This is a genomic window from Stratiformator vulcanicus (genome assembly GCF_007744515.1).
GTDB lineage: Bacteria > Planctomycetota > Planctomycetia > Planctomycetales > Planctomycetaceae > Stratiformator > Stratiformator vulcanicus.
Map to the genome: position 1 here is coordinate 702,086 of NZ_CP036268.1, position 19,861 is coordinate 721,946.

General features: G+C 58.8%; 12 protein-coding genes. 4 read left to right on the forward strand and 8 right to left on the reverse strand.

Annotated elements, in window-relative coordinates; genetic code table 11:
* Positions 1-140 precede the first annotated feature (140 nt).
* The 4 genes from Pan189_RS02575 to Pan189_RS02590 all read right to left on the reverse strand — a co-directional run bounded on the left by Pan189_RS02575 (position 141) and on the right by Pan189_RS02590 (position 5,301).
* Positions 141-923 (reverse strand): DUF1559 family PulG-like putative transporter, encoded by a 783-nt coding sequence (locus Pan189_RS02575; RefSeq protein ID WP_145362402.1) that lies wholly within the window; start codon positions 921-923, stop codon positions 141-143.
* Positions 924-982: 59 nt separating this feature from the next.
* Positions 983-1,747, reverse strand: coding sequence for a DUF1559 family PulG-like putative transporter (locus Pan189_RS02580; RefSeq protein WP_145362403.1), 765 nt, complete (start codon positions 1,745-1,747; stop codon positions 983-985).
* Between the two features lie 49 nt (positions 1,748-1,796).
* Entirely contained in the window at positions 1,797-3,638 is a 1,842-nt protein-coding gene (locus Pan189_RS02585) for a hypothetical protein (protein ID WP_145362404.1), read from the reverse strand.
* A 124-nt stretch (positions 3,639-3,762) separates the two neighbouring features.
* Positions 3,763-5,301, reverse strand: a complete 1,539-nt coding sequence (locus Pan189_RS02590) for a multiheme c-type cytochrome (protein WP_310820986.1) — start codon at positions 5,299-5,301, stop codon at positions 3,763-3,765.
* Positions 5,302-5,532: 231 nt separating this feature from the next.
* Here Pan189_RS02590 and Pan189_RS02595 point away from each other — a divergent pair, with 231 nt between their 5' ends.
* The 4 genes from Pan189_RS02595 (at position 5,533) to Pan189_RS02610 (ending at position 12,642) form a co-directional block, all read left to right on the forward strand.
* Positions 5,533-7,710, forward strand: coding sequence for a hypothetical protein (locus Pan189_RS02595; RefSeq protein ID WP_145362406.1), 2,178 nt, complete (start codon positions 5,533-5,535; stop codon positions 7,708-7,710).
* 25 nt (positions 7,711-7,735) lie between these two features.
* The gene (locus Pan189_RS02600) at positions 7,736-9,571 is read left to right on the forward strand and encodes a preprotein translocase subunit SecA (protein ID WP_310820987.1); all 1,836 of its coding nucleotides are present in this window, start codon (positions 7,736-7,738) and stop codon (positions 9,569-9,571) included.
* A 98-nt stretch (positions 9,572-9,669) separates the two neighbouring features.
* Positions 9,670-10,593 carry an efflux RND transporter periplasmic adaptor subunit gene (locus Pan189_RS02605; RefSeq protein ID WP_310820988.1) on the forward strand — a complete coding sequence of 308 codons (924 nt, stop codon included), beginning with the start codon at positions 9,670-9,672 and terminating at the stop codon, positions 10,591-10,593.
* 78 nt (positions 10,594-10,671) lie between these two features.
* Positions 10,672-12,642, forward strand: coding sequence for an efflux RND transporter periplasmic adaptor subunit (locus Pan189_RS02610; RefSeq protein WP_145362409.1), 1,971 nt, complete (start codon positions 10,672-10,674; stop codon positions 12,640-12,642).
* An 18-nt stretch (positions 12,643-12,660) separates the two neighbouring features.
* On the opposite strand, the gene Pan189_RS02615 is transcribed toward Pan189_RS02610, so the two are convergent.
* From Pan189_RS02615 to Pan189_RS02630, 4 genes are read right to left on the reverse strand one after another with little or no spacing between them, the layout of a single operon-like run.
* Positions 12,661-15,201 (reverse strand): cyclic nucleotide-binding domain-containing protein, encoded by a 2,541-nt coding sequence (locus Pan189_RS02615; RefSeq protein WP_145362410.1) that lies wholly within the window; start codon positions 15,199-15,201, stop codon positions 12,661-12,663.
* A 1-nt stretch (position 15,202) separates the two neighbouring features.
* Positions 15,203-16,969, reverse strand: coding sequence for an NADH-ubiquinone oxidoreductase-F iron-sulfur binding region domain-containing protein (locus Pan189_RS02620; protein WP_145362411.1), 1,767 nt, complete (start codon positions 16,967-16,969; stop codon positions 15,203-15,205).
* A 4-nt stretch (positions 16,970-16,973) separates the two neighbouring features.
* Positions 16,974-18,839, reverse strand: coding sequence for a hypothetical protein (locus tag Pan189_RS02625; RefSeq protein WP_145362412.1), 1,866 nt, complete (start codon positions 18,837-18,839; stop codon positions 16,974-16,976).
* Between the two features lie 20 nt (positions 18,840-18,859).
* Complete coding sequence (locus Pan189_RS02630; protein WP_145362413.1) at positions 18,860-19,849, reverse strand: hypothetical protein; 990 nt, start codon at positions 19,847-19,849, stop codon at positions 18,860-18,862.
* Between the last annotated feature and the right edge of the window lie 12 nt (positions 19,850-19,861).

The window sequence follows — 19,861 nt, forward strand, 5'->3', positions numbered from 1 at the left end:
GCGGAGGAAAGGATTCGCGTCGCAATGCCGCACGAGGTTCACACACACTTTTACTTGGTGATCGAGCATGGATGGCGGTGGGGAGATCGAGGCGGCGCTCGGTACGCGGTTCTTTCGAACGCGCGGCTTGTTGGGAGTATCTAGAACTCGCCGACGATTTCTCCGTCGTTCCGCAAAATGAGGCGACGCAAAGTCTCAGGTTCAAGATGATCGCCTATGAAGTGGACCGATCCGTCAGCCAATGCGCAGGGAGCCCAACTCTTTCCGGGCACGTGTTCGCTGCGCGTGCCGATCGATTCAAGCGGGTCGCCCGGCAGCCGCGCCTCGTCGAAGGTCAAGTCGGTCGGCTTCATCCAATGGATGCCGCTGTTCGATCGTTCGACGATCATGATGGTGTTGGATGCTCCGTCGGGAACATCTCGGAGAGAGACGACACCGCGTTGGGGAAACATTGTATCAGGGCCGGTGACGGCGAAGTAGCTCGTGTGAACCTCTTGGTTCTCGTCGGGATAGGCATGCGCGTCCGACGGGCAGCGATAGAAGTTAAACTTCGTACTGTGCAGTTTTCGATTGTGTGGGCCGTCCCATGGCTCGTCGAAGCGGTAATCGAATTCTGCGTTTTCAACAAGGTGTGGCAGAATTAAGACTCGCCAACTGTGCCGCGGTTTCCCGTCGGGACCGTATGTGACGGCGGGCGGGAGGCTGTCCCACTTGTCGTGATAGTTGTGTAGGGCGATCGCGATCCTTTTGAGATTATTCTTGCACGCCGACCGCCTAGACACCTCCATGGGTGTCCCGAGGTTCGGCAGACTCAGAAGGACGAGAATAGCCAGGCCACCGAAGGCCACGAGCCAGTACTTGACGATCTGCCGCCGTGTCGGTTCGACCGGCTCGGCGTATTGGACGTCGAGATCGTCTGCCATCGTTTTCCCCGTGCTCGGTCCGCGGTTCTTTCGAACGCGCGGCTTGTTCGGCACGCACTTTATTTATTGCGGAGTAATAGATTGCGAAGCGATTCTTCGCGGATGTTTTTCGAGAGGCACTGCGCCGAGCCGTCTGCCATCAGGACGTTGATGCCCTCGGCGTGATAGCTTCGCATTCCTTTTCCGTCACGCTTGGGAATCAGATCGCTGTCATTCAGATCGAACGGTTGCATCCAATGGACGCGGCTATCGAATCGCTCGACGAGGAGGATTGTCTCGGTGAGATCGTCATGCGCTGCAGAGACGGACTCCGCTGCGTCGGGCGGGAACATCGTGCCCGGTCCGACCACGGCGAGATAGCTTGCGTCCGATTGATGACCGGGCTCGGGTTGGCGAGGTGGATCCTCCGGGCAGCGAAAATCGCGAACCTCGATCGCATGAAGTTCGCGGTTGTGCGGGCCGTCCCAAGGCTCGTCGAAGCGATAGGCTTCGGCCACCTCATCTAATTGCGAGCTAGCCGCGCCGTGCATATTTTGCCCGGTCATCTGAGGCAGGATCAGCGCACGCCAACTGTGCCACGGCTGGCCGTCAGGTCCGTACGTGGCGGCCGGCGGAAGCGATCCCCACTCCTGATTATAGTAATGCAGGGCGAGGCCGATTCGTTTGAGATTATTCCGGCACATCGAATGGCGTGCAGCACCGCGCGATTGCTCGATCGGCGGCAGGAAGACGATCAGGCAGACCAACGAAACACCGGTGAGAAGGGCGACCGCGTAACAGCCGATCGGGCGGCCGTCCGCTGATTCACTTCGTTCGTGTTTCATGGTTCCCACCCCATCAGAGGGGCTGGAAGGCGACGCCTTCCACAAGGCGTTATCGCTGTCGAATAACCGGGCCGTCGCGTTTGGAGACGGCGTCGGGATCAGCCCCGCGTTTGGTGGCTTCGTCGAGCCGCTTCCGCAAGGTCGCGAACGATTTTTTCACGACGGCGGGCCGATAGTTGGCCAGCGAAAGCATCGCGTCACGGACCTGAACTTCGGTGTCGCCGTAAAGGTCTTCGAACTTCGTCACGGTCGTCGGGTCGACCCGGACGAGGAGTGAGAATTGGTAGACTTCTTCCATCGACTTGAGTTGCTCTTCGACCGATCCTTCGGGGTCTTCGATCCATTCAAACGGGACTCCGACCTGCGGCTTCTTGGCGTTCGGATTCCAATCGCGATAAGCGACGGCGAATGCCCAAGCGAGTTGGCGCGAACCGTCGTAATCGTAGATTTGCTCTTGGCCGACGTTGCAGATTTCTTCCATCACGCGCTGGCCGTAGGCCTCATCCATATCGGCCTGTTCGAGGTCGGCGGCGAGCTGATCGCACCAAGCTCGAATGGCGGTGCCGGCTTCGACCATGTCGTCCGGCTGTCCGAACGGCTGGCGCGCCAGAGCGGCGTACAATTTTTGGATCGTCGATTGGTACTCGTCGCCTCGATCTTCGAGCCGAGCCGCGACCGTGACGAGGGCGTTCGGCCATTCGTGGAGCGTGGGCCGACCGGCGCCGGCCGGTTGCGGACGTTCCTGACGCCAGCTCGGCTGGTAAAGCTCATGATGGCAGGCGTAGCAATTGAAGCTCGACAGTTCGGGCCATTCAGCACTCGGCTTTTCGAGCGGACTGCTGACGGAGGGATCGCAAATGTCGGCGGCGAGCCCCACCGTTTCACGGAGCGACATCACGGCCCCGATCAGCATCTGGCGGGTCTGATGCTTCTGGTTCACGTCGAAAGTCAGGTTCAGCTTTTTGAGGTAATCGTCGCGAACATCTGCCGGCTTTTCCTCCATTTCCTTCCAGTGCCGCGGTTCCTGATTGATGAAGGTCCGCAGTTCGAAACCGGGCAGCGGCGGATGGCCGGCGGCGTACATTTCGTGCGTGACGATCTTGCCCTGCCGCACGTTGCCGACGTGACACGACAGGCAGATGCGCGCCTGCATCTTGCGATCTCGCACGTCCCAGTAACCATACTTTGAGAGCTTTTCTTCAGATGAGAGGTTGCGCCACTTCGGATCGAGGTGCGGCTGATACCACGAAGATGCGGTACTTCCTTCGGCGGGGCTGCTCGGCCCGTGACATCCTTCGCAACTGACGCCCATCCCGAACAGCGCAGCTTTCACGCTGCCCTCTTCGACCGTGCCGAAGTCTTCAATCACGAAGCGGCAGGCATCGCTACGCTCCGCAGCTTGCTGATCGAGGGTGAGTTGACTGACCGGGAACGAGGCGTGGCAGGCAAGGCAACGCTGATCGCGATGGATGAGCGAAGCCCCGTTCTCGTCGACGACGCCCATGCGTCGGGCCATTGTCTGTGACCGCTCCGACTTTAAGGCCAGCGATGCTTTTGCGTGCTTATCGAGTTGGACCCAGATCGCCTGTGAATTCCCCTGAATCCACCCGCCGGTTTGATTCACCAGCAGGCTGGCTCCCGGAGGGGCCGGTCCAACCGATTTCGTCGGCACCGGCAATTGCGAGTGACAGCGGGCACACAATCCGTAGCCGACCACCTGCCGACCCTTAATTGCATCGTGATACCATTCCGCCTCGAATTTGCCGCCCGTGCCATAGCGCGTCGGCGCGGGATCAGACTCCTGAGCCTCTTGTGCCGGAGCGATGCCGCAACAGGTCAGAGTGACGAACAGAGCCGTGCAGCAGGAGAATCGCGAGGAATAGGACTTCACGAAATCGACCAATCGAAAGGAGTGAAATGACAGAAGGGCGTCCGGTCCTGACGTGCTTTTCCTACAGATTCAGAAGTGTACTGCTTTAGAAGTGTACTGCGACGACAATCGCAATCACGAACCGCTACAACGTCGGCCCCGGAGGCGAACGCCGCCGGATGACTTCGGGATCACCAAGCGGCGCCGGTGCCGCACTTCGAAGATTCTCAAGCACGATCTCGGCATCGCGTGGCCGGAAGGACACCGGACTGGTGGCCTGTCGACGACTCCCAAGGTAAATCGACGGAGTCCGGAACGCGAGAATCGATCGGGCCGATCGCAAAGAATCTCGAGAAGCGATCCATTGCTCGGGTGTGTAGAGCGTCGGGCCTGTCCGCAGAGCTGCGGCTGCCAGATAGAGCTGCGCCGTCAGTTCCCAGTTCGGATCGCCGCTCGCGAGCCGGTTGAGCGTTTCATCCTGCGAGAGATGGTCCATCAGGGCCGCAATTTCGGCCTTTGCTAACGGCTGCGATGCGGCGGTCTCCAGCATCGTAGCGTATTCATCAGCCAGACGACCGACCTCGGCCCCGGTCCCTCGTCGCACTACGAAACTGCTCATCTTGTCGGCCAATTCGGACCGGAGCGCTATCGTCTCGTCGGATGCCAATGGCAGTTCGGTGGCGAGTACGCCGCTCCACGTTCCCCATTGCGGCTGACCGGTGCTGCCCGGTTTGAGCAAGCTGCCCTCGGGATTGAGCAGGTCTTGGTGGCATGAGTAGCAGTTGTATTCGCTGAATTCCGGCCAAGGTGCGTCGGGGTTGCCGGCCCGATGGGCCGTCAACCGGGCGGTTGACTCGGCGGACACGAGCTGTCCGATCCGCCACAACTCGGCTTTCAACGTCGAAGCGCGGGCAATGTCGCCGCGCGACAGCGATCCTTCAAATTCCGAGCGATCGACGTACTTCCGTTGGTCTTTGCTACGGTCCCAGTGTGCCGGATATCGCTCATGGTACGAGGCGAGTTCGAAGAACAGCCGGGGGTGACCGGCGGCGATCAGATCGTGATTCACTTCGCGGCTGTCATCGCCGACATGACATGAGGCACACATTCGGGCTCGCGTGACGAGATCTTCGGTATTCTGAAATCCCGCAGCTTCTTTGCGATCGGCAGTCCAAATGGAAGGGTTTTGCCAGGCGGAGGTCGCGTGTGCCGAAATCCAGTCCCGGGCCGGTCCGTGGCACGACTCGCAGCCGACACCGTAAGACATCCTCGTCTGCAGGTCGGACCCGGTCACCGCCAACTGGCTTTTCGGAATCGACGTCCCCGGCGGGTCGGCGTGACACACGATGCACGCCCGCGATTCGTAAGCGTATTTCGGCTGGAGTTCAGCATCCGGCAGTGTCGCCCGGTAGTTCGTCCAGATCTTCTGCGAGCGATCGCCATACAGCACTCGAAAGGCCCCCGCATGAGGGTCGTTGTTCCAGATGCGAAAGCTGTGCGCGATGATGCCGTCCGCGGCGACGTCGCTACCGTGACATGCGACCGCCGAACAGGAAGGCACGCCGAGATAGCGGTTGGTCCGCTCCGCCGATACCACACGTTCCTGAGCCAAGGCGAGCCCGTCGAAGCCGACCAAGATGACGACCGCGAGCGCGAGACCGATTTGAGATATTTTTTGATTCACGGTGACTCGCTTCTCCGAAAGTGTCGACGGACATCCGATAGGACAAGTACTCGCGTTCGAGTGCCACGAGCCGAGCAAAGGTCATCGACCGCAGCCCTTATCTCACATGGCCCGAGGCCATCGTGTCAAAGGCGGACTTTACGATCCCGAGGAAAAGACCTAAAAGCCGCAGTTCCTCCAACGTCTGTGCCTGTCGTCTCCGCCAGCTGAATTGTCGTGGAGCCGGATGCCGTGAGCGCGAACTCGATACCGATCGTCGAAGATCGCCCACTTCCGGTCCGGGGTCGTCGTGACCTTCGGTTCGAGCAGGTTCGCTTCGCGGGCGAAGTATCCTGGATCGTCAGCGATCCGGTCTCCGGCGACTATCATAGGATTTCGCCCGTTCAGTATCTGCTGCTCCAATCTCTCGACGGCTTAACCTCGCTTGCCGCATTAGCGCGGACGATTGAGCGGGTTTTCCCGTTTATGACCGTGTCATCGGGGGACGTGCAGCGAGATATTCAGGATTTGCACACCAAAAATTTCTGTGTCGTCGACCGTACCGGTCAGCACGCCGTCATCGATGAGCGGGCGACCAAGCGAGAGAAGCGACAGCGATTTTCATGGCTCCGCAATCCGTTGTTCATCAGCCTCAGTCTGGTCGATGTGTCGGGATTGCTCAGCGCTCTCGCCCCAGTCGGTCGCCTGATCTTCACTCGCGACGTGTTTGCTCTCACGGCTGCACTCATTGCCGTCGCCACATTCGGGTTGGTGGCACAGGTCGAACAACTGGCCTTGGAGACGACGGCTTTGCTCGCCGGCGGATCGTGGTCGACGCTCGCGCTGTTTTGGGTGACCATTGGGCTGGCCAAGGTCTGCCACGAGTTCGGACACGCCCTGGCCTGCCGGAGATTCGGCGCTTATTGCAGCGACATCGGCGTCGCCCTGCTGCTGTTCAGTCCGTGCCTCTATTGCGATGTCTCCGACGCGTGGCGACTTCCGAATAAGACGCACCGACTGATCATCGGAGCGGCCGGTGTGTGGTTTGAACTGACCCTCATGTCGATCGGTTTCTTCGTGTGGTCGATCACGCTGCCCGGCCCGATTCATACGATCGCACTGTGCTGGCTGATCGTGACGTCGGTCGGAGCTGTCCTGTTCAATTTGAACCCGCTGCTCCGGTACGACGGCTATCACCTCCTCGCCGACTATTTCGAGACGCCGAACCTGCGGCAGCGTGCTCGCACCGCGGTGCGGAAAATGTTCGGCCGAATGCTGTTCCGCGGTGAGTCGGGACGCGCGTCGACGCCCGAGCCGCTCTGGATTCCGATTTACGGGATGCTGTCCGGTCTCTATCAGATGCTCATGCTGCTGTTTATCGCGCAGATGTTTTTCCGATGGTCGTCCGGCTACGGATTGGGCGCAGTCGCGACATTGGCTGTGGCAGGGATGGTTTGGGGCCAAATGCGAAACTGGGGAAATGCAATGCGGTTGACGTTTCGAGAGCAGTCCCGCAGCGGGTTCCGCCCGGCCGGAGCGATGCTCATGCTGATGCTGTTCGGTGGTGTTGGCTACGCTTTCGTCGCGGTGCCGATTCCGCGGTTCGCCGTCGTTCCTTCGGAACTCGAGCCGACTTCCGCACCGCTCGTTTTCTCCGCGATTCCCGGACAACTCATTGATCTGCACGTTGCCGTCGGCGAGCGCGTCGAGCAGGGACAACTCATCGCGACCGTCCGGTCACGTCCGCTGGAAGACTCGGCGATCACTCAGCAGACGAGAATTGGTCGACTCAGGACAGAGCAGGCTCGCCGGATCGCGATGCGTGATCACGCCGGCCTGATTCTCGCGTCGGCTGCCTTTGAAAACGCGGCCGAGGTGCGTGAACAACTGACCGAGCACCAACGGAAGTGTGAGGTCCGCGCTCCCCGCGCGGGCATCATTGGTCCGGTCCCCGACTCGGATCGACGTTCGAAAACCGAAATCGACGTGCTCGCGGACGGGGCGATCGGCGCGTTCATCGATCGCGGCACACCGTTGTGCAGCGTGAATGACGAGTCTCAATGGCGACTGGCCGGTCTGCTCAACGCCGAAGAGCGTGACGCAGTCGGCGAGCAGGACGAAATCGAATTCCGCTTCGTTGCGGAACCTGAGACGGTTTATCGGGGACGAATCATCCGCATTCTGCCGTTCGTCACCGATGACGGTCGGGAAGAGATGACTCGCGCGGAGCGGCTCGCCGATGCGGTCGGGCTGCAAGGCGGAGCAAAACATCGGCGGCGGTATCGCATTGAAGTGGTGCCGCACGAGTTGCCGGAGTTCGCGACCCGCGGATTGACTGCCGAGATTCGCATCCCCCTGCGATCACGCACCGCATTCGAATTTTCGCGCCGCTGGTTTCATGAGAGTTTCGTCGCCCCGGAACTGCATTGAGGAGCAACAGGTCGCTGTGTCTGGGATGCTCGATTTCATTCGCCGAACAAGTGACGCGGTATGCCTCACCGCCGCGGGCCGGATTGCGCGACGTGCGAAATCGTTTGCGGCGCGGGCCAGTTCATGGTCAGCCGATCGTTTGCTCGAAGAAAGCCGGGAATTGAAGGCGGAAGCGACCGCCGGAGCGCCGAGCGCATCGCTCATCGTGCCGGCCTTCGGTCTCGTATGCGAAGCATCGCGCCGCGTGACCGGTTTGTCTCATCGGCGTCCGCAATTTGTCGGGGGGGCGGAATTGGCGAAGGGCCGAATCCTTGAAATGGATACGGGGGAAGGCAAGACGCTCACTGCTTTGTTGCCGACGTACGTGTTCGCACTCACCGGCAAAGGTTGTCACGTCGTCACGGCGAACGACTATCTCTCCTCGCGCGATGCCGAACACGCTCGAAAAATCTTCGAACTACTCGGGTTGACGGTCGGCTTTCTCGAACCCGATTCCGAATTCGATGATCGCAAAGCGGCCTATTTGTGCGACGTCACGTTTGGCACTGAAAAGGAATTCGGATTCGACTACCTGCGTGACCAATTGCGAATCGCCGACGCCCGCGCAAAGGGCATTAGGCCGGAAGTCGTGCAGCGTGGTCAGCACTTTGCAATCCTCGACGAGGCCGACAGCATCCTGATTGATCAGGCACGTACACCTCTTGTGATCGCCGTTCCGCGGGCGGAGCAACGTCGTGACGACCGTCTTGCCCGCTGGGCCTGGGCTGCGGCCTGCGAACTCGATCCGCAAGCTGACTTCGAAAACTCGAATCGCTCGCGTGAAGTTCGGCTAACTCGCAACGGGCTTTCAAAGGTCGTGTCGCGGGTCAAGCCGACCGCATTGGAAGAACTTCGTTTTGAACGGCTTGTTCGGCAGGTGGAAAGCTCTGTCGAAGCCCGCCGCCATGTCGAACGCGATCGCGACTACGTCGTGCTCGACGGGCGGATCGAGATCATCGATGAGTCGACCGGTCGCATTCTGACGGGGCGTCGTTGGCGGAACGGGCTGCACCAAGCGATCGAAGTAAAAGAACGGCTCGACCCGAGTCCGGACGATGGAACCGCCGCAGAAATCACCGTTCAGTCGTACTTCCGAAAATATGAGTTTCTCGCGGGGCTGACAGGAACGGCCCGCGATGTCGCCGGCGAAATTCGGCTAGTCTTCAACAGAGACGTCGTGAGGGTGCCTCCGTTTCTGCCGTGTCAGCGCAAGAGGCATCCAACGATAGTGACGCGAACTATTGCGGAGAAATTTACCGCGATCGTCCGCGAAACCGCTCGCGTGAGCGAAGCCGGTCGATCTGTGCTGATCGGGACGGGCACGGTCGAAGATTCGGAAAGGCTGTCGGCCGAATTTGAACGCGACGGAATCGCCCACGAGCTTCTGCACGCCCGCCATGACGCCCGTGAAGCGGAGATCGTGGCGCAGGCCGGTCAGGCCGGACAAATCACAGTGGCCACCAACATGGCCGGTCGCGGGACCGACATCCGCCTCGCACCGCAAGTGAAAAACGCCGGCGGTCTGCACGTGATTATCGCCACTTTTCACCGCTCGCGCCGCTACGACCGGCAACTCGTCGGTCGCGCGGCCAGACAGGGCGACCCGGGCAGCTATCGCATCATCCTCTCTCGTGAGGAGATCGAACTGGCGCGAAACAAGGAACCGGGGCTGACGGTGCGTAGGTTCGCGAACTTGCAACGAGCCCTCGAACGTCGTGACCGCAAGAGTCGTGCGGAGTTACTGAAGTCCGAAGAGACACGTTTCGAAGCGGCCGAGGATCTCGGCCTCGATCCCGTTCTTGAATGGCCGACCGCGGCGTGACGCCTGTGAGCCTCCGTCTTGACCGGTGGGACACGCAAAAACTACAAGCCGGGCGGTCCCTGTCGGAGTGACGACGATTTTTCGAATTGTCATTCGTCGTGGATCATCGAGTTTATTCAATCGTTTCCTTAATCGTCGGCAATATGCGACCTCACATCGTTTGCAGTGCAGTGCTCGCGACTTATTTCGTTGGGGCGATCGCTTCCGCTGAGGGAGGTTCGCTGGTCATTGATCGCTGTCGTATCGAACCATGGCGAACGACGACGCTGTCTTCTGCGGTCAACGGAGTGCTCCAGACGATCGACGTCGAAGAGGGCGACACCGTTCAAGCCGGAAGTGTCCTCGCCCGGCTCGACGCCAAAGCGGTGCGGGCCTCGCTGACGTACCTGGCCAAACAGGCCGAAAACGATATCGATCTACGCTTCGCTCGCAAGGCCGCCGAACTGGCCGAAGCGGAGTACCTCGCCGCGCGCGAACTCAACAAAGAGTTTGCTGGGGCGCGGCCGGAGTTCGATCTCAAAAAACTTCGTCTTGCCGCCGAACGCTCCATTCTGCAAATCGAACAGGCTGAGCACGCCCGACATCTGGCGCAGCTCAGGGTGAGAGAACTCGAACTGACACTGGCCGACTACTCGATCGTGGCCCCGCGTCGCGGTCTGGTCACCAAAGTTGAGAACCGTGCCGGCGAATTCGCCCGGTCGGGTAATGCGATCATCGAAATTGCCGAACTCGACCGCGTCGAGGTCACCGGCGACGTCCCCGCGGCGGTCCGCTACCGGCTTGCCGTCGGGACGCCGGTCCGGTTCACCGTGACGGGAGACGTCGGTGATGGTCCCCTTCGTAACCGTGTTTTCGCCGGGACGTTGAGCCTGATTGGTTCGCGCGTCGAACCGGTCTCGCAAACGGTGACGATTCGAGCCGTGGTCGATAATGCCGACGGGCTCCTGCTTCCCGGATTGGACGGACGAATGATCGTTGACGAACAGCCGTTCGCCAATCGCCGGGCAGCCCGGCGGCGTTAATTCGGGAAGCCGAAACGTGGCCCGGCGAATTGATCCGGAATCACGAAGATCGCAGTCGTGCTTCGAGGTTGAAATCGGATGCAAACCGAGAGCGAAATTCGACCATTTTCCGAACGCCTCGGCGATGCCGCGCGCGATGATTTCGTCCGTCTGGCCGACGATGCCTCCGACGCGCGACGTTTCTTCGCAGACCTCTTGCCGCGTCTGACCGAGCTGTTGGGCGGCCGCGCGGCCGGCGTCTGGATCGGAGAAGGGGGCAATCTCGGATTGCTCGCCGACTATCAACTCGCGCAGGTGCAGATCGGACAGGATGTCCGCGTTACCCGCGGGGCCGAAGCCTGCGTGCGTTCCGCACTGGGCAAAACCCTGCCGTCTAATCGTACTCTGACGCTGCCGGGCGGCGAACCTCTCGACTTGCTGCTGATTCCGTTCTCGCCGGATCGGTCCTTGCCGGGCGTACTGAAAATTGCCGGGCCGGCAGGTTCGCTCACGCTCGCAGACGACTCCGATCGGTCGGCTGCGGAAGAGATCGGCACACTGATCGAGCGATTCTTCGACCGCGCTGCCGAGGCGGCCCGGTCGACCGATCCCAGTTGGGTGACCGCTCAATTCGCCCCCTTTTGCGAACAGTTGCACGCGACGCTCAACGCGAAAACCGTGTGCCGTGTCGCCGTCGATGAAGGCCGTCATCTACTCAATTGCGATCGTTTGATGATCGTGCGACGGCGCGGGGGTCGTTGGCGCGTTAGCGCGGTCTCCGGTCAGGGCACAATCAGTCGACGCTCGCCGTTGGTGAAACAAGTTGAAAAACTGGCGCAGGTGATTGGTCGCCGGACAGAGCCGCTGCGCTACCGGGGTAATCTCGACGACTTCCCCAAACAGCCGGGGCGTTTGTTGGCCCAGTATGTTGATGCTCACGACGTCCGCCTCCTGGATTTAATTCCGCTCATACCTGAAGAACCGAAGGGTGATGGCCCCAAGCGCCGGCGGAGAAAGCCGCGGGCAATTCTCATGTGCGAGAATTTTCGCTCCAATGCCCCTTCGACCGAATACGAACACTGGGGCGCCGAATGCACCGGTCAAATTGCGACCGCTTTAACGAACGCCGAGCGTTTCGAACGCCTTCGACGAATCGCTCCTTTGGAATCGCTCGGCGCGGCGGTCGAGAGTCTGTGTTCTCGCCGCATCGCGATCGTCGCGCTGGTCATCTCATTGGTGCTCGGGGCGGGTAAGGTCGCTTCGCTGGTGCCGGTGCCCGATCGTGTCCGCTGTTCCGGAAATCTGTGGCCGACTGTCCGGCGCTCGGTCTTCGCCCCGGCAGAAGGTGAGGTTGTTGCCCTTCATGTTGGTGAGGGTGCCCGCGTTACGCCGGGAATGCCATTAATCCAACTCGAAAGCGACCTGCTGAAGACACGGGAAGTAAAGCTGAAAGGAACGATCAGCGAGAAAGAACTGTTGGCTCATGCGCTCGAAATCTCAGCGACCTCGGACACCAACCTCGATCAGCAGCGGCGAATCGAATTAAAGAGCGACTTGGCAGCGCTGCACGTCGAACTAATCGGTTTGCGACAGCAACTCGAACTCGTTCAAGAGTCGCAGGCTGAGTTGTCGATTGTGGCACCAATTCGAGGTGTGATCGTCGAGCGAGACCTGTCGCGGCGACTTCTCGGCAAGCCGGTCGGCATCGGCGAAACATTCCTGACGGTCGCCGATGATCAAGGCGATTGGAAAGTGGAAGCCGACTTACCGGAGCGACGTTGGCGAAAATTTGATGACGCGAATAGCCGTGGAGACGTCACCATTCGATATCGCTTCGCGGATGGTTCCGGCGAGTGGGCAGAGGCGCAATTCGTAAGCTATGCGACTGGTGCAGAAAGAGCCGACCTCGGTCAGGTCATTAAGATCGATGCGGAACTCGAACTAAAAGATCAAAAGCTGCCGCCGATCGGCTCTGCGGTCGAAGTGGAAATTGATTGTGGCCAAGTCGACCTGTTAAGTTTTCTGTTCGAAGACGCGATTGCCTTCGCCCGGCGGACGCTCTGGCTGTGATGAGAACAGTTTGCGTTCTCACTGAATTTCGAGAGCGGCGATCCCCCGGTCTTTACGGATTTCCTCAAGCAATTCGGACCCCCTCATACGATGGGCGGCATCATGCGGGCAGGCGTAAACACAAGCCGGCTCTCGCTTTTTAAGCTTCTTGATCAAAGTGTTGTCGACGTTTTCACTGGTATCGTCTGCCGATCGACCGCCCGGGGACTGGCACAGGTCACAGATGGTCGCCCGAACCTGAAGTTCGGCTTTGCCGTCGCGGCCTTGGATCGGAGCATCGCGTGAACTGCCCCCGCCACGGAGCCAACCGAGCGCCGTCGTGGCGTTGGCTTTGACCTCATGCATGTTGATATTGCCGTAAGGGCAATTATCCGCGCACTCCCCGCAACCGATGCACCAGTTTTCGATTTTCATCTCGCCACTATCGCCGCGGTGAATCGCGTCGACGGGGCAACCCACCATGCAGGTCGGGTCGAGACAGGCTCTGCAGGAACTGGCGACGAGAAACTTGTCGAATCTCATCCCATCGCGAATTAAGCGCGTAACTCCTTCGTGAGCATCCGCGCACGCGCGGACGCACTCATCGCAGCGCGTGCATTTATGAAGATCGAGAACGAGCAAGCTGCGCGCATTTTGCAGGCCCTGTTCGAGGAACTCACCGAGCCCCATCGATTCAGGGTTAAAATTGACGGTGTCGTCCGCCTGCAACCGCTTAATCGCGACCTTGTCGATCTGTTCCCGGAAATCGGAGTTGGAGCGATATAACTCGGCAAACTTGTCGGCCGGTATTCGTAGTAGTTCGACATGATCAACCGCGGTGCAAGTTGCGGTGCGTCGACCTCGGACGGCCTCAGGTAAGAGCTGCTTAATCTCCTCGCCGGCGTCCGGAAATCCGCTGATGCAGGCCAGTTCGCCAATGCAACTGTTCGGTCCGACGTAACTGCGGACGAACTCTTCCCCGTTTGCGGTCGTCGTTGACACCTTGACGAATCCGATCCGGACCAGATCGACCGAATCGGCTGGGCCGCCTTGCTGGTAAATCGTTTGGCCGGGGTTGACCTCGATGAGTTGAACTCGATCGCGCAGATATTCTGTAATCTCATTGAATTTCTGGCCGTCATTCTTCAACGGCCGAAGGATATCAATTTGCCCGAGGAAGCTGCTAATCGCGCTGCGGCGGAAGCGTTCATCGAGAATGCGTCGCGTCTTCAGGTTTCGCTTCAATGCTTGAAGCAAGTTTCGCCGGATCTCGATCACCGAGCAATCGTCGTCAAGAGCGACGACGGTGGCCGAACGGGGGTAATTGCTCAGGCAGGTCATTTCACCGAAGAGCAGGTCTTTTTCATCGAGAATCGTGCGACCATTCTCATCGTGGCCAGCGACCGCCTCGCCGACACCGCCCGAATTCTCGCCTTGGGAATCGCGTACGACCGTCTTAAAACTGTTGAATAAACCGAAAAAACTTTCGGGCTTTGATTCGGTCTTGCCACGTTCACGTCGCTTGACCTCGAATCGCCCTGATTCGATTAAAAACGCAGTTGAACCATGCTCACCCTCTTCGAAGACAGTATCACCTTTCTTTAGGCTTCGTCGCCAAAATGCCCGTTCATTAAACTGCAATAGGCGTGGAGGAAGGTCGCGGACGAGCGGAAAGCTCTTCCGCAGTTCGACAAACGAGATGTCCTCGGCGTAATCCGGAAGTTGATGCTTAGAACCTTCCTTAAAGGACAGCGCATCGGTGGGGCAACTGATCGCGCACTCGCCGCACGAGACGCAATTTGATTGACCCATCGGATCATTCAAATCAAACGATATTTTGGCGGCGTAGCCCCTTCCCGTCCGGGAAATAATATCGTTCTTCACGACTGTCTGGCAGGCCCGGACGCATCGGTCGCACAAGATGCACGCCGAGTGGTCGACATCGATCATTGAGGAGGAGCGGTCCTGCCCGCGATTCGCTGAACTGCGACCGAACCGAGGGACGCCTACGCCGACCTCACGGGCGATACTCGACAGTTCCTGCGTAATGTCGGACTCGCGGGTTGGATTCAGATGCTCTCGGGGATCCGGTTGGTCGGACGAAAGCAACTCAGTCACCATGCCGACGACCGACTTCACTTTGTCGCTGGTTTTCGCCGTGAAGATGTCGGTCTTGTCGTCGACCAGCCGGTGACATGCCGGTGCGAGCGATCCTTCCGACCTTCCCTCGGACCGAACCTCAACCATGCACACGCGGCAGACCGCGGCCGGCTCCATATGCTCGCGATGGCACAGCACATGAATCGGATTTTGCTCGTGCAGCTTCGAATAGGCCTCGTTTGCCGCGTCGTAAATTGTGGTGTAGCGATACTGCGCATTCCCGGCGGCATCCCGGATCGGTTCGGCGTTGGCATCGCGCGCGATCTGCACCCGCGGCACGGTGATCGCGCGACCGTCGATCGTCACGGAGACGAACTGATTGATCATCTGCTCGTCGGCCGGTTCAAGCGAGACGAGCTGGCCCTCGACCGTATATTGAAGAATCTCATCCCCGGTCGTGGGGTTTAAATCGAGAGCCATGTTATAGATCCCTTGGCTGGACGGTTCGCATCATCATATCTTTTGCACCGTCTTCGCTGGTGTATTCCGGGAAGAACTCCAGGAACGACGCGATGGGTACTGAGGCGACCTGCCCGAGACCGCAAATCGAGGCCTCTCGCATCGTCTGCTGTAAGGCTTCAAATAAATTCGAGTCAGGGGCCTTGCCTTCTCGAATGCCGTCGCTGATTTCGACAAGTTTCTGTCCGCCGACTCGGCACGGCACGCACTTGCCGCACGATTCGTTGCGATAGAACTCGGTCGCATTTTTAATAAGTGAATACATGTCGGTTTGCTCGCCGACAAAAATGATGGCGGCTCCAACGGCAAAGCGACCTTCGAGTGTTCTTCGGAAGAAATTATTATCGACTGGCAATTTCAAGATGTCGAAATGATCTTCATCTTTCGACATGTATTTGTCTTGAAAGCCGGACGGGAGCACGCGACGCGAAAGGCGAGGCGGCAGGAATCCTCCGGAAGGTCCCGATAAGCCGACCGCTTGCATCGCCCGGCCCCCCGCGATCCCGCCGCACAACTCAAGCATGTCGCCGACGGTGCAACCCAGAGGGACTTCATGCACGCCCGGTTTTTCGACGTCGCCGCTGACCGAGATGAATCGCCGGCCGGTGCAGCCGTTAGCGCCTTGGTCAAGATACCACTGCGGCCCTTTTCTTAAGATTGCGGGGATCCAAGCGAATGTCTCGACGTTGTTAACCAATGTCGGCTTTTGAAATAGCCCCTTGATTTCGAGGTTCGGTGGCCGCTGCCTCGGTTCCGGGCGTTTCAATTCCATCGCTTCGATCAGAGCAGTCTGCTCACCGCAAATATAATTGCCGGGGCTTACAAATACGTCGATATCGCAATCGAGCCTGGAACCGAGAATGTTTCGGCCGCAAACACCCATTTCGCGTGCCCGGGTGATCGCCTTTCGCAACGTTTCGATTTGCTGCGGGTATTCGTGACGAACGTAAATCCAGCACTCTCGGGCACCCAAAGTTAAGCCCGCAATGAGAACTCCTTCAATCACCAAGTGCGGTGCTTTGGAAAAGAGTTCGCGATCTTTAAACGTACCCGGTTCGCTTTCATCGCCATTGCAAACGACATAGCGAACATCTTGTTTTTGCGACCCGACGGTCCGCCATTTCTTCCCTGTCCGTGCACCGGGGCCACCCTTGCCGACCAGCTTTGACTCTTCGAGTGATTTCAGGACCAATTCCTGCTGGCCGCTCAAGTCATCTTTATTTGAGATGAAATCCTTAAGTGCCTCGTAAGTTTCCTCTCCCTGATACGGATCAATCTTCCACTCGGGCGGAATCGGACCTTCGTAGAGATCGTCCTGTTCAGCATTTCCTTTCAGAGCGGCTTCTATATTGCTGATGCACTGGTCCGGATTGGTGGCTTGATAAAAGTGGTGGCCGATACCAAAGGCGACCGGTTGATCGCAGCGCCCCAGGCAGGACGCACCAACGACTTTCACCCGACTTTCATCGTCGCCGAAGTGCCGCTCGACCGCTCCCCTCAATTGCGCCGAACCTCGCATGTGGCACGCCATGTCGCGGCACACCCGCACCTCGACGTCGGCGGGTTTTTCGAGATGGTACGAATTGTAAAAACTCGCCACCTCCTGAAGACGGTACAGCGGCATTCCTCGCTGTAACGCCAGCGTTCTGAGTTCTTCTTTCGGCAACCAGCCGCACCGCTGCTCGATCTCGTCGAGCATATCGAAAAGCGTTCGTTGAACCGTCGGCATCTCGCTATCTCGGCTTGACGTTCAGCATTTCGTCTGCACGTCGGAAGGTTTCTGTTCCGGGGGCGGGCAGAGAAAGGCCGGCGGGAATGTGGTCGGAACTATGATAATTGTGACAAAGCGAACAATTGTGATTAATGCCGCCAGAAACGGTGCCCGATGCGCTAGTGGTCCTTGGGGCGTGGCAACCGACGCAATTGTTAATTCCGGGAATGAGCTTTTCGTTGGCCATCGTCACGAGCCAAGTACCCTGTGTGACACTCTTCGGTCGAGTATCATCGCCGGTGACGGCACCGTCATGGCACCCGAGGCAATCGATCGTGCGGTGAGAAACGTGGTCGAACTTTGCGCTCTTAAACCAGACGGTGGGTACGTTGGTCGCCGCAATTTTAATTTGTTCGTAAGGGTTGGTGTCGTTTGACGTCTCGCCAATCAACTGCTCGCCGTTTTCCGCAACATCGCCGGCGGCTTCATAGAAGTGACACTGCGCACAAGATTGATCGGAATTGAGCATGGCATCTCGGATGCGGGCCACGCCTGCTGCCGTGGCGACAGCGTCAGAATCGTTCTTCGGCCCGGATTCAACGCGAAACCCGCGTAAAATATCTCGGACATCGGCCGAGGGAGATCGCAAATCGTATTGCCGTAATTGTTCGATGAGGCTGGTCGATTCGGTCAGCGCATTCTTGGTGACAAAAGCGGAGACCCAGTCGAGCGTTGTATCCAGCGAAAGCCCGTGAGGCACCGGCACGATCACCGGGTCAGCGCCGCTTCCCTTCGGACCCGCGGTTGCCGGTACCGCAAGATCCTGTTGATGGCAGGCGACACAATGCCGCTCGAAATTGATCGCGGAGAAATATCGCCCCGACGTTAATTCAGTCGCGGAGGCGTTGTTTGAGCCGGATTCATGACAGGAGTTACAGTTCAGCTCGACGAGCGTATCAAGGTCTGCTCGGTTCGAACCGGCATGATGAGTAAGGTATGTCGTCCGCAATGCCGCGTCCTCAATGTTTCGGTAGCGGAAATAGGCGTCGGTCTGACCGGGAATACCGGCGGCCATGTGCATTTGATGATTGAATTTCAATTTGCCTGGGTCTTCAAAATCTTTCTGCTCAGTCGAGAAGTTCGGATGCCCCTGCGTGCTGAACGACGCGATCTTCAGCCAGCCATCAGCGTGGTTTGACCCCGGGGGAGGCTCCGTCTTTAGGAACGGAGTTAAATCTGCATGGCAAACAATACATTTTGAATCTGCCACTGCGACTAAGTCAGCCTCCCGTCCGCGATGGTCGATATGACAGGAAGCGCAGGCGGCTTTTGCCCCGTAGGCTTTCAATGTCGCAATGACATGCGGATCGGGCTGATCGGCCACGTCTGGCGAATCCAAATCTTGAAGCGTGATCAGGTTTGCGTGATGGGTCGTGCCGAGGTGGCAGCGATTGCATTTCGCGTTGGTCCGCTCGATCGCACCGGTCATCAGTAAGTGAGCTGCGCTCTCGGGGCGAATCGGCGCGAAGGGCACGTGGCAGGCATCGCAGTCGTTATCCCACGCTGCATGAACCGACGATAAGACGCCATGATTCGCCCCGGCTTTAAGCAGAGGTAGCAGCGCCGCATCGATCGACGTGTCTTCGTCTCCCGAAACCGCCCTGGCAGCTTCGGGCCAATTGATCATTAACCCAATCAAAATGATAGAGGCGATCGCACCAAACCATGCCAGCCGCGTTTTCCATCGCGTCAGGCGATCGGGACGTCGAAAATAATCGTGCTCGATGTCCGCAGGAATGTCGCCGATCCGTTGACGGCTTCCGGCCATCTGCTGGCTGCGCGCCTGCAGCGACGAGGATGAGTCAGTTTCGGCACGATTAGAGGACATGGCAGGTGACGAAATCCTTCCTACCAGTACAAGATTGAGACGACGATGTGGACCGCGAGCAATACCATTACGACGACGGAGATCGGAAGGTGCAATAACAGCCAGACGTGCAGCCAGAAATGAATTTTCTTCTGTCGAATCAAATCTCGGCGACGGCCGCAAAGAGCTTCAAGCATGTCGACCGGTTTGAGCATCTCCGGCTCGACGTGTGATTTGAGAGTGCGGAACAAGGCCTGAGACTTTTTGGCGTCGGCCAGCGGGTGTGCATCATCGATCTCCGGTCGCAAAAAGGAATCGACGTAGTCTTTGCCGAACTGCTCAATCTCTTTGGTCTCGCCGGCCGACATTCCGGGAAGATCGATCACGGCAACACGGCCGGTCGCCAAGCCGGCTGACCGGACGACACCCGATACGCGATAGTTCTGCCGTTTCTGTTCGAGCTGTGCACGTTCTTCAGAGAGTTGGTCGTGGAAGGTCGGGTCGAACTTAAATTTGCTGTTTAACTGATGGAATACTCTCAACGCATCGGCTCGGATGAGTGCGGTCATGCGGTCGATTTGCGAGTAGACGGTTTCGCTTTGGACCTGTTCGAACATCAGCGTCGGCAGAATGGTCTGCAGCAGCGCCCCGATGATCCCGCTGAACCAGACGACCAGGAACAGCCACATCAACGTCTGGTTGAGCCAGCCGCCCCAACTGAATCCCGCGTGGCAAAGGGTGAGCGGGAGAATCAGGATGCCGAGCCAGATGTGAGCGGCCAGCCACATTCGTGCGGAACCGATCCGCCAGACGCGAAGCCACTTCTTGCGGACGCCCAGCAGCGCTTCGAACACCATGAGCGCGGCGGCAGCAATTCCCAGTGAAAGGCAGATGCCGCTACTGCCGCTCGGCCACCCTTGCGAAGCGAACACGCTGTAGCAAAACAGCCCGAGGCAGACCACCACGCCGATCACCAGCGCGATAATCCACGGCCGATGCTGCGGCCACGTTTGCCGAGTAAACAGTGCCACCGATGATTATCC

Excerpts from the sequence above, each read along its gene's own strand:
- Pan189_RS02615 (WP_145362410.1), bottom strand. The coding sequence starts at position 15,201 with ATGGCTCTCGATTTAAACCCCACGACCGGGGATGAGATTCTTCAATAT.
- Pan189_RS02610 (WP_145362409.1), top strand. The coding sequence starts at position 10,672 with ATGCAAACCGAGAGCGAAATTCGACCATTTTCCGAACGCCTCGGCGAT.
- Pan189_RS02600 (WP_310820987.1), top strand. The coding sequence starts at position 7,736 with ATGCTCGATTTCATTCGCCGAACAAGTGACGCGGTATGCCTCACCGCC.
- Pan189_RS02625 (WP_145362412.1), bottom strand. The coding sequence starts at position 18,839 with ATGTCCTCTAATCGTGCCGAAACTGACTCATCCTCGTCGCTGCAGGCG.
- Pan189_RS02580 (WP_145362403.1), bottom strand. The coding sequence starts at position 1,747 with ATGAAACACGAACGAAGTGAATCAGCGGACGGCCGCCCGATCGGCTGT.
- Pan189_RS02620 (WP_145362411.1), bottom strand. The coding sequence starts at position 16,969 with ATGCCGACGGTTCAACGAACGCTTTTCGATATGCTCGACGAGATCGAG.
- Pan189_RS02575 (WP_145362402.1), bottom strand. The coding sequence starts at position 923 with ATGGCAGACGATCTCGACGTCCAATACGCCGAGCCGGTCGAACCGACA.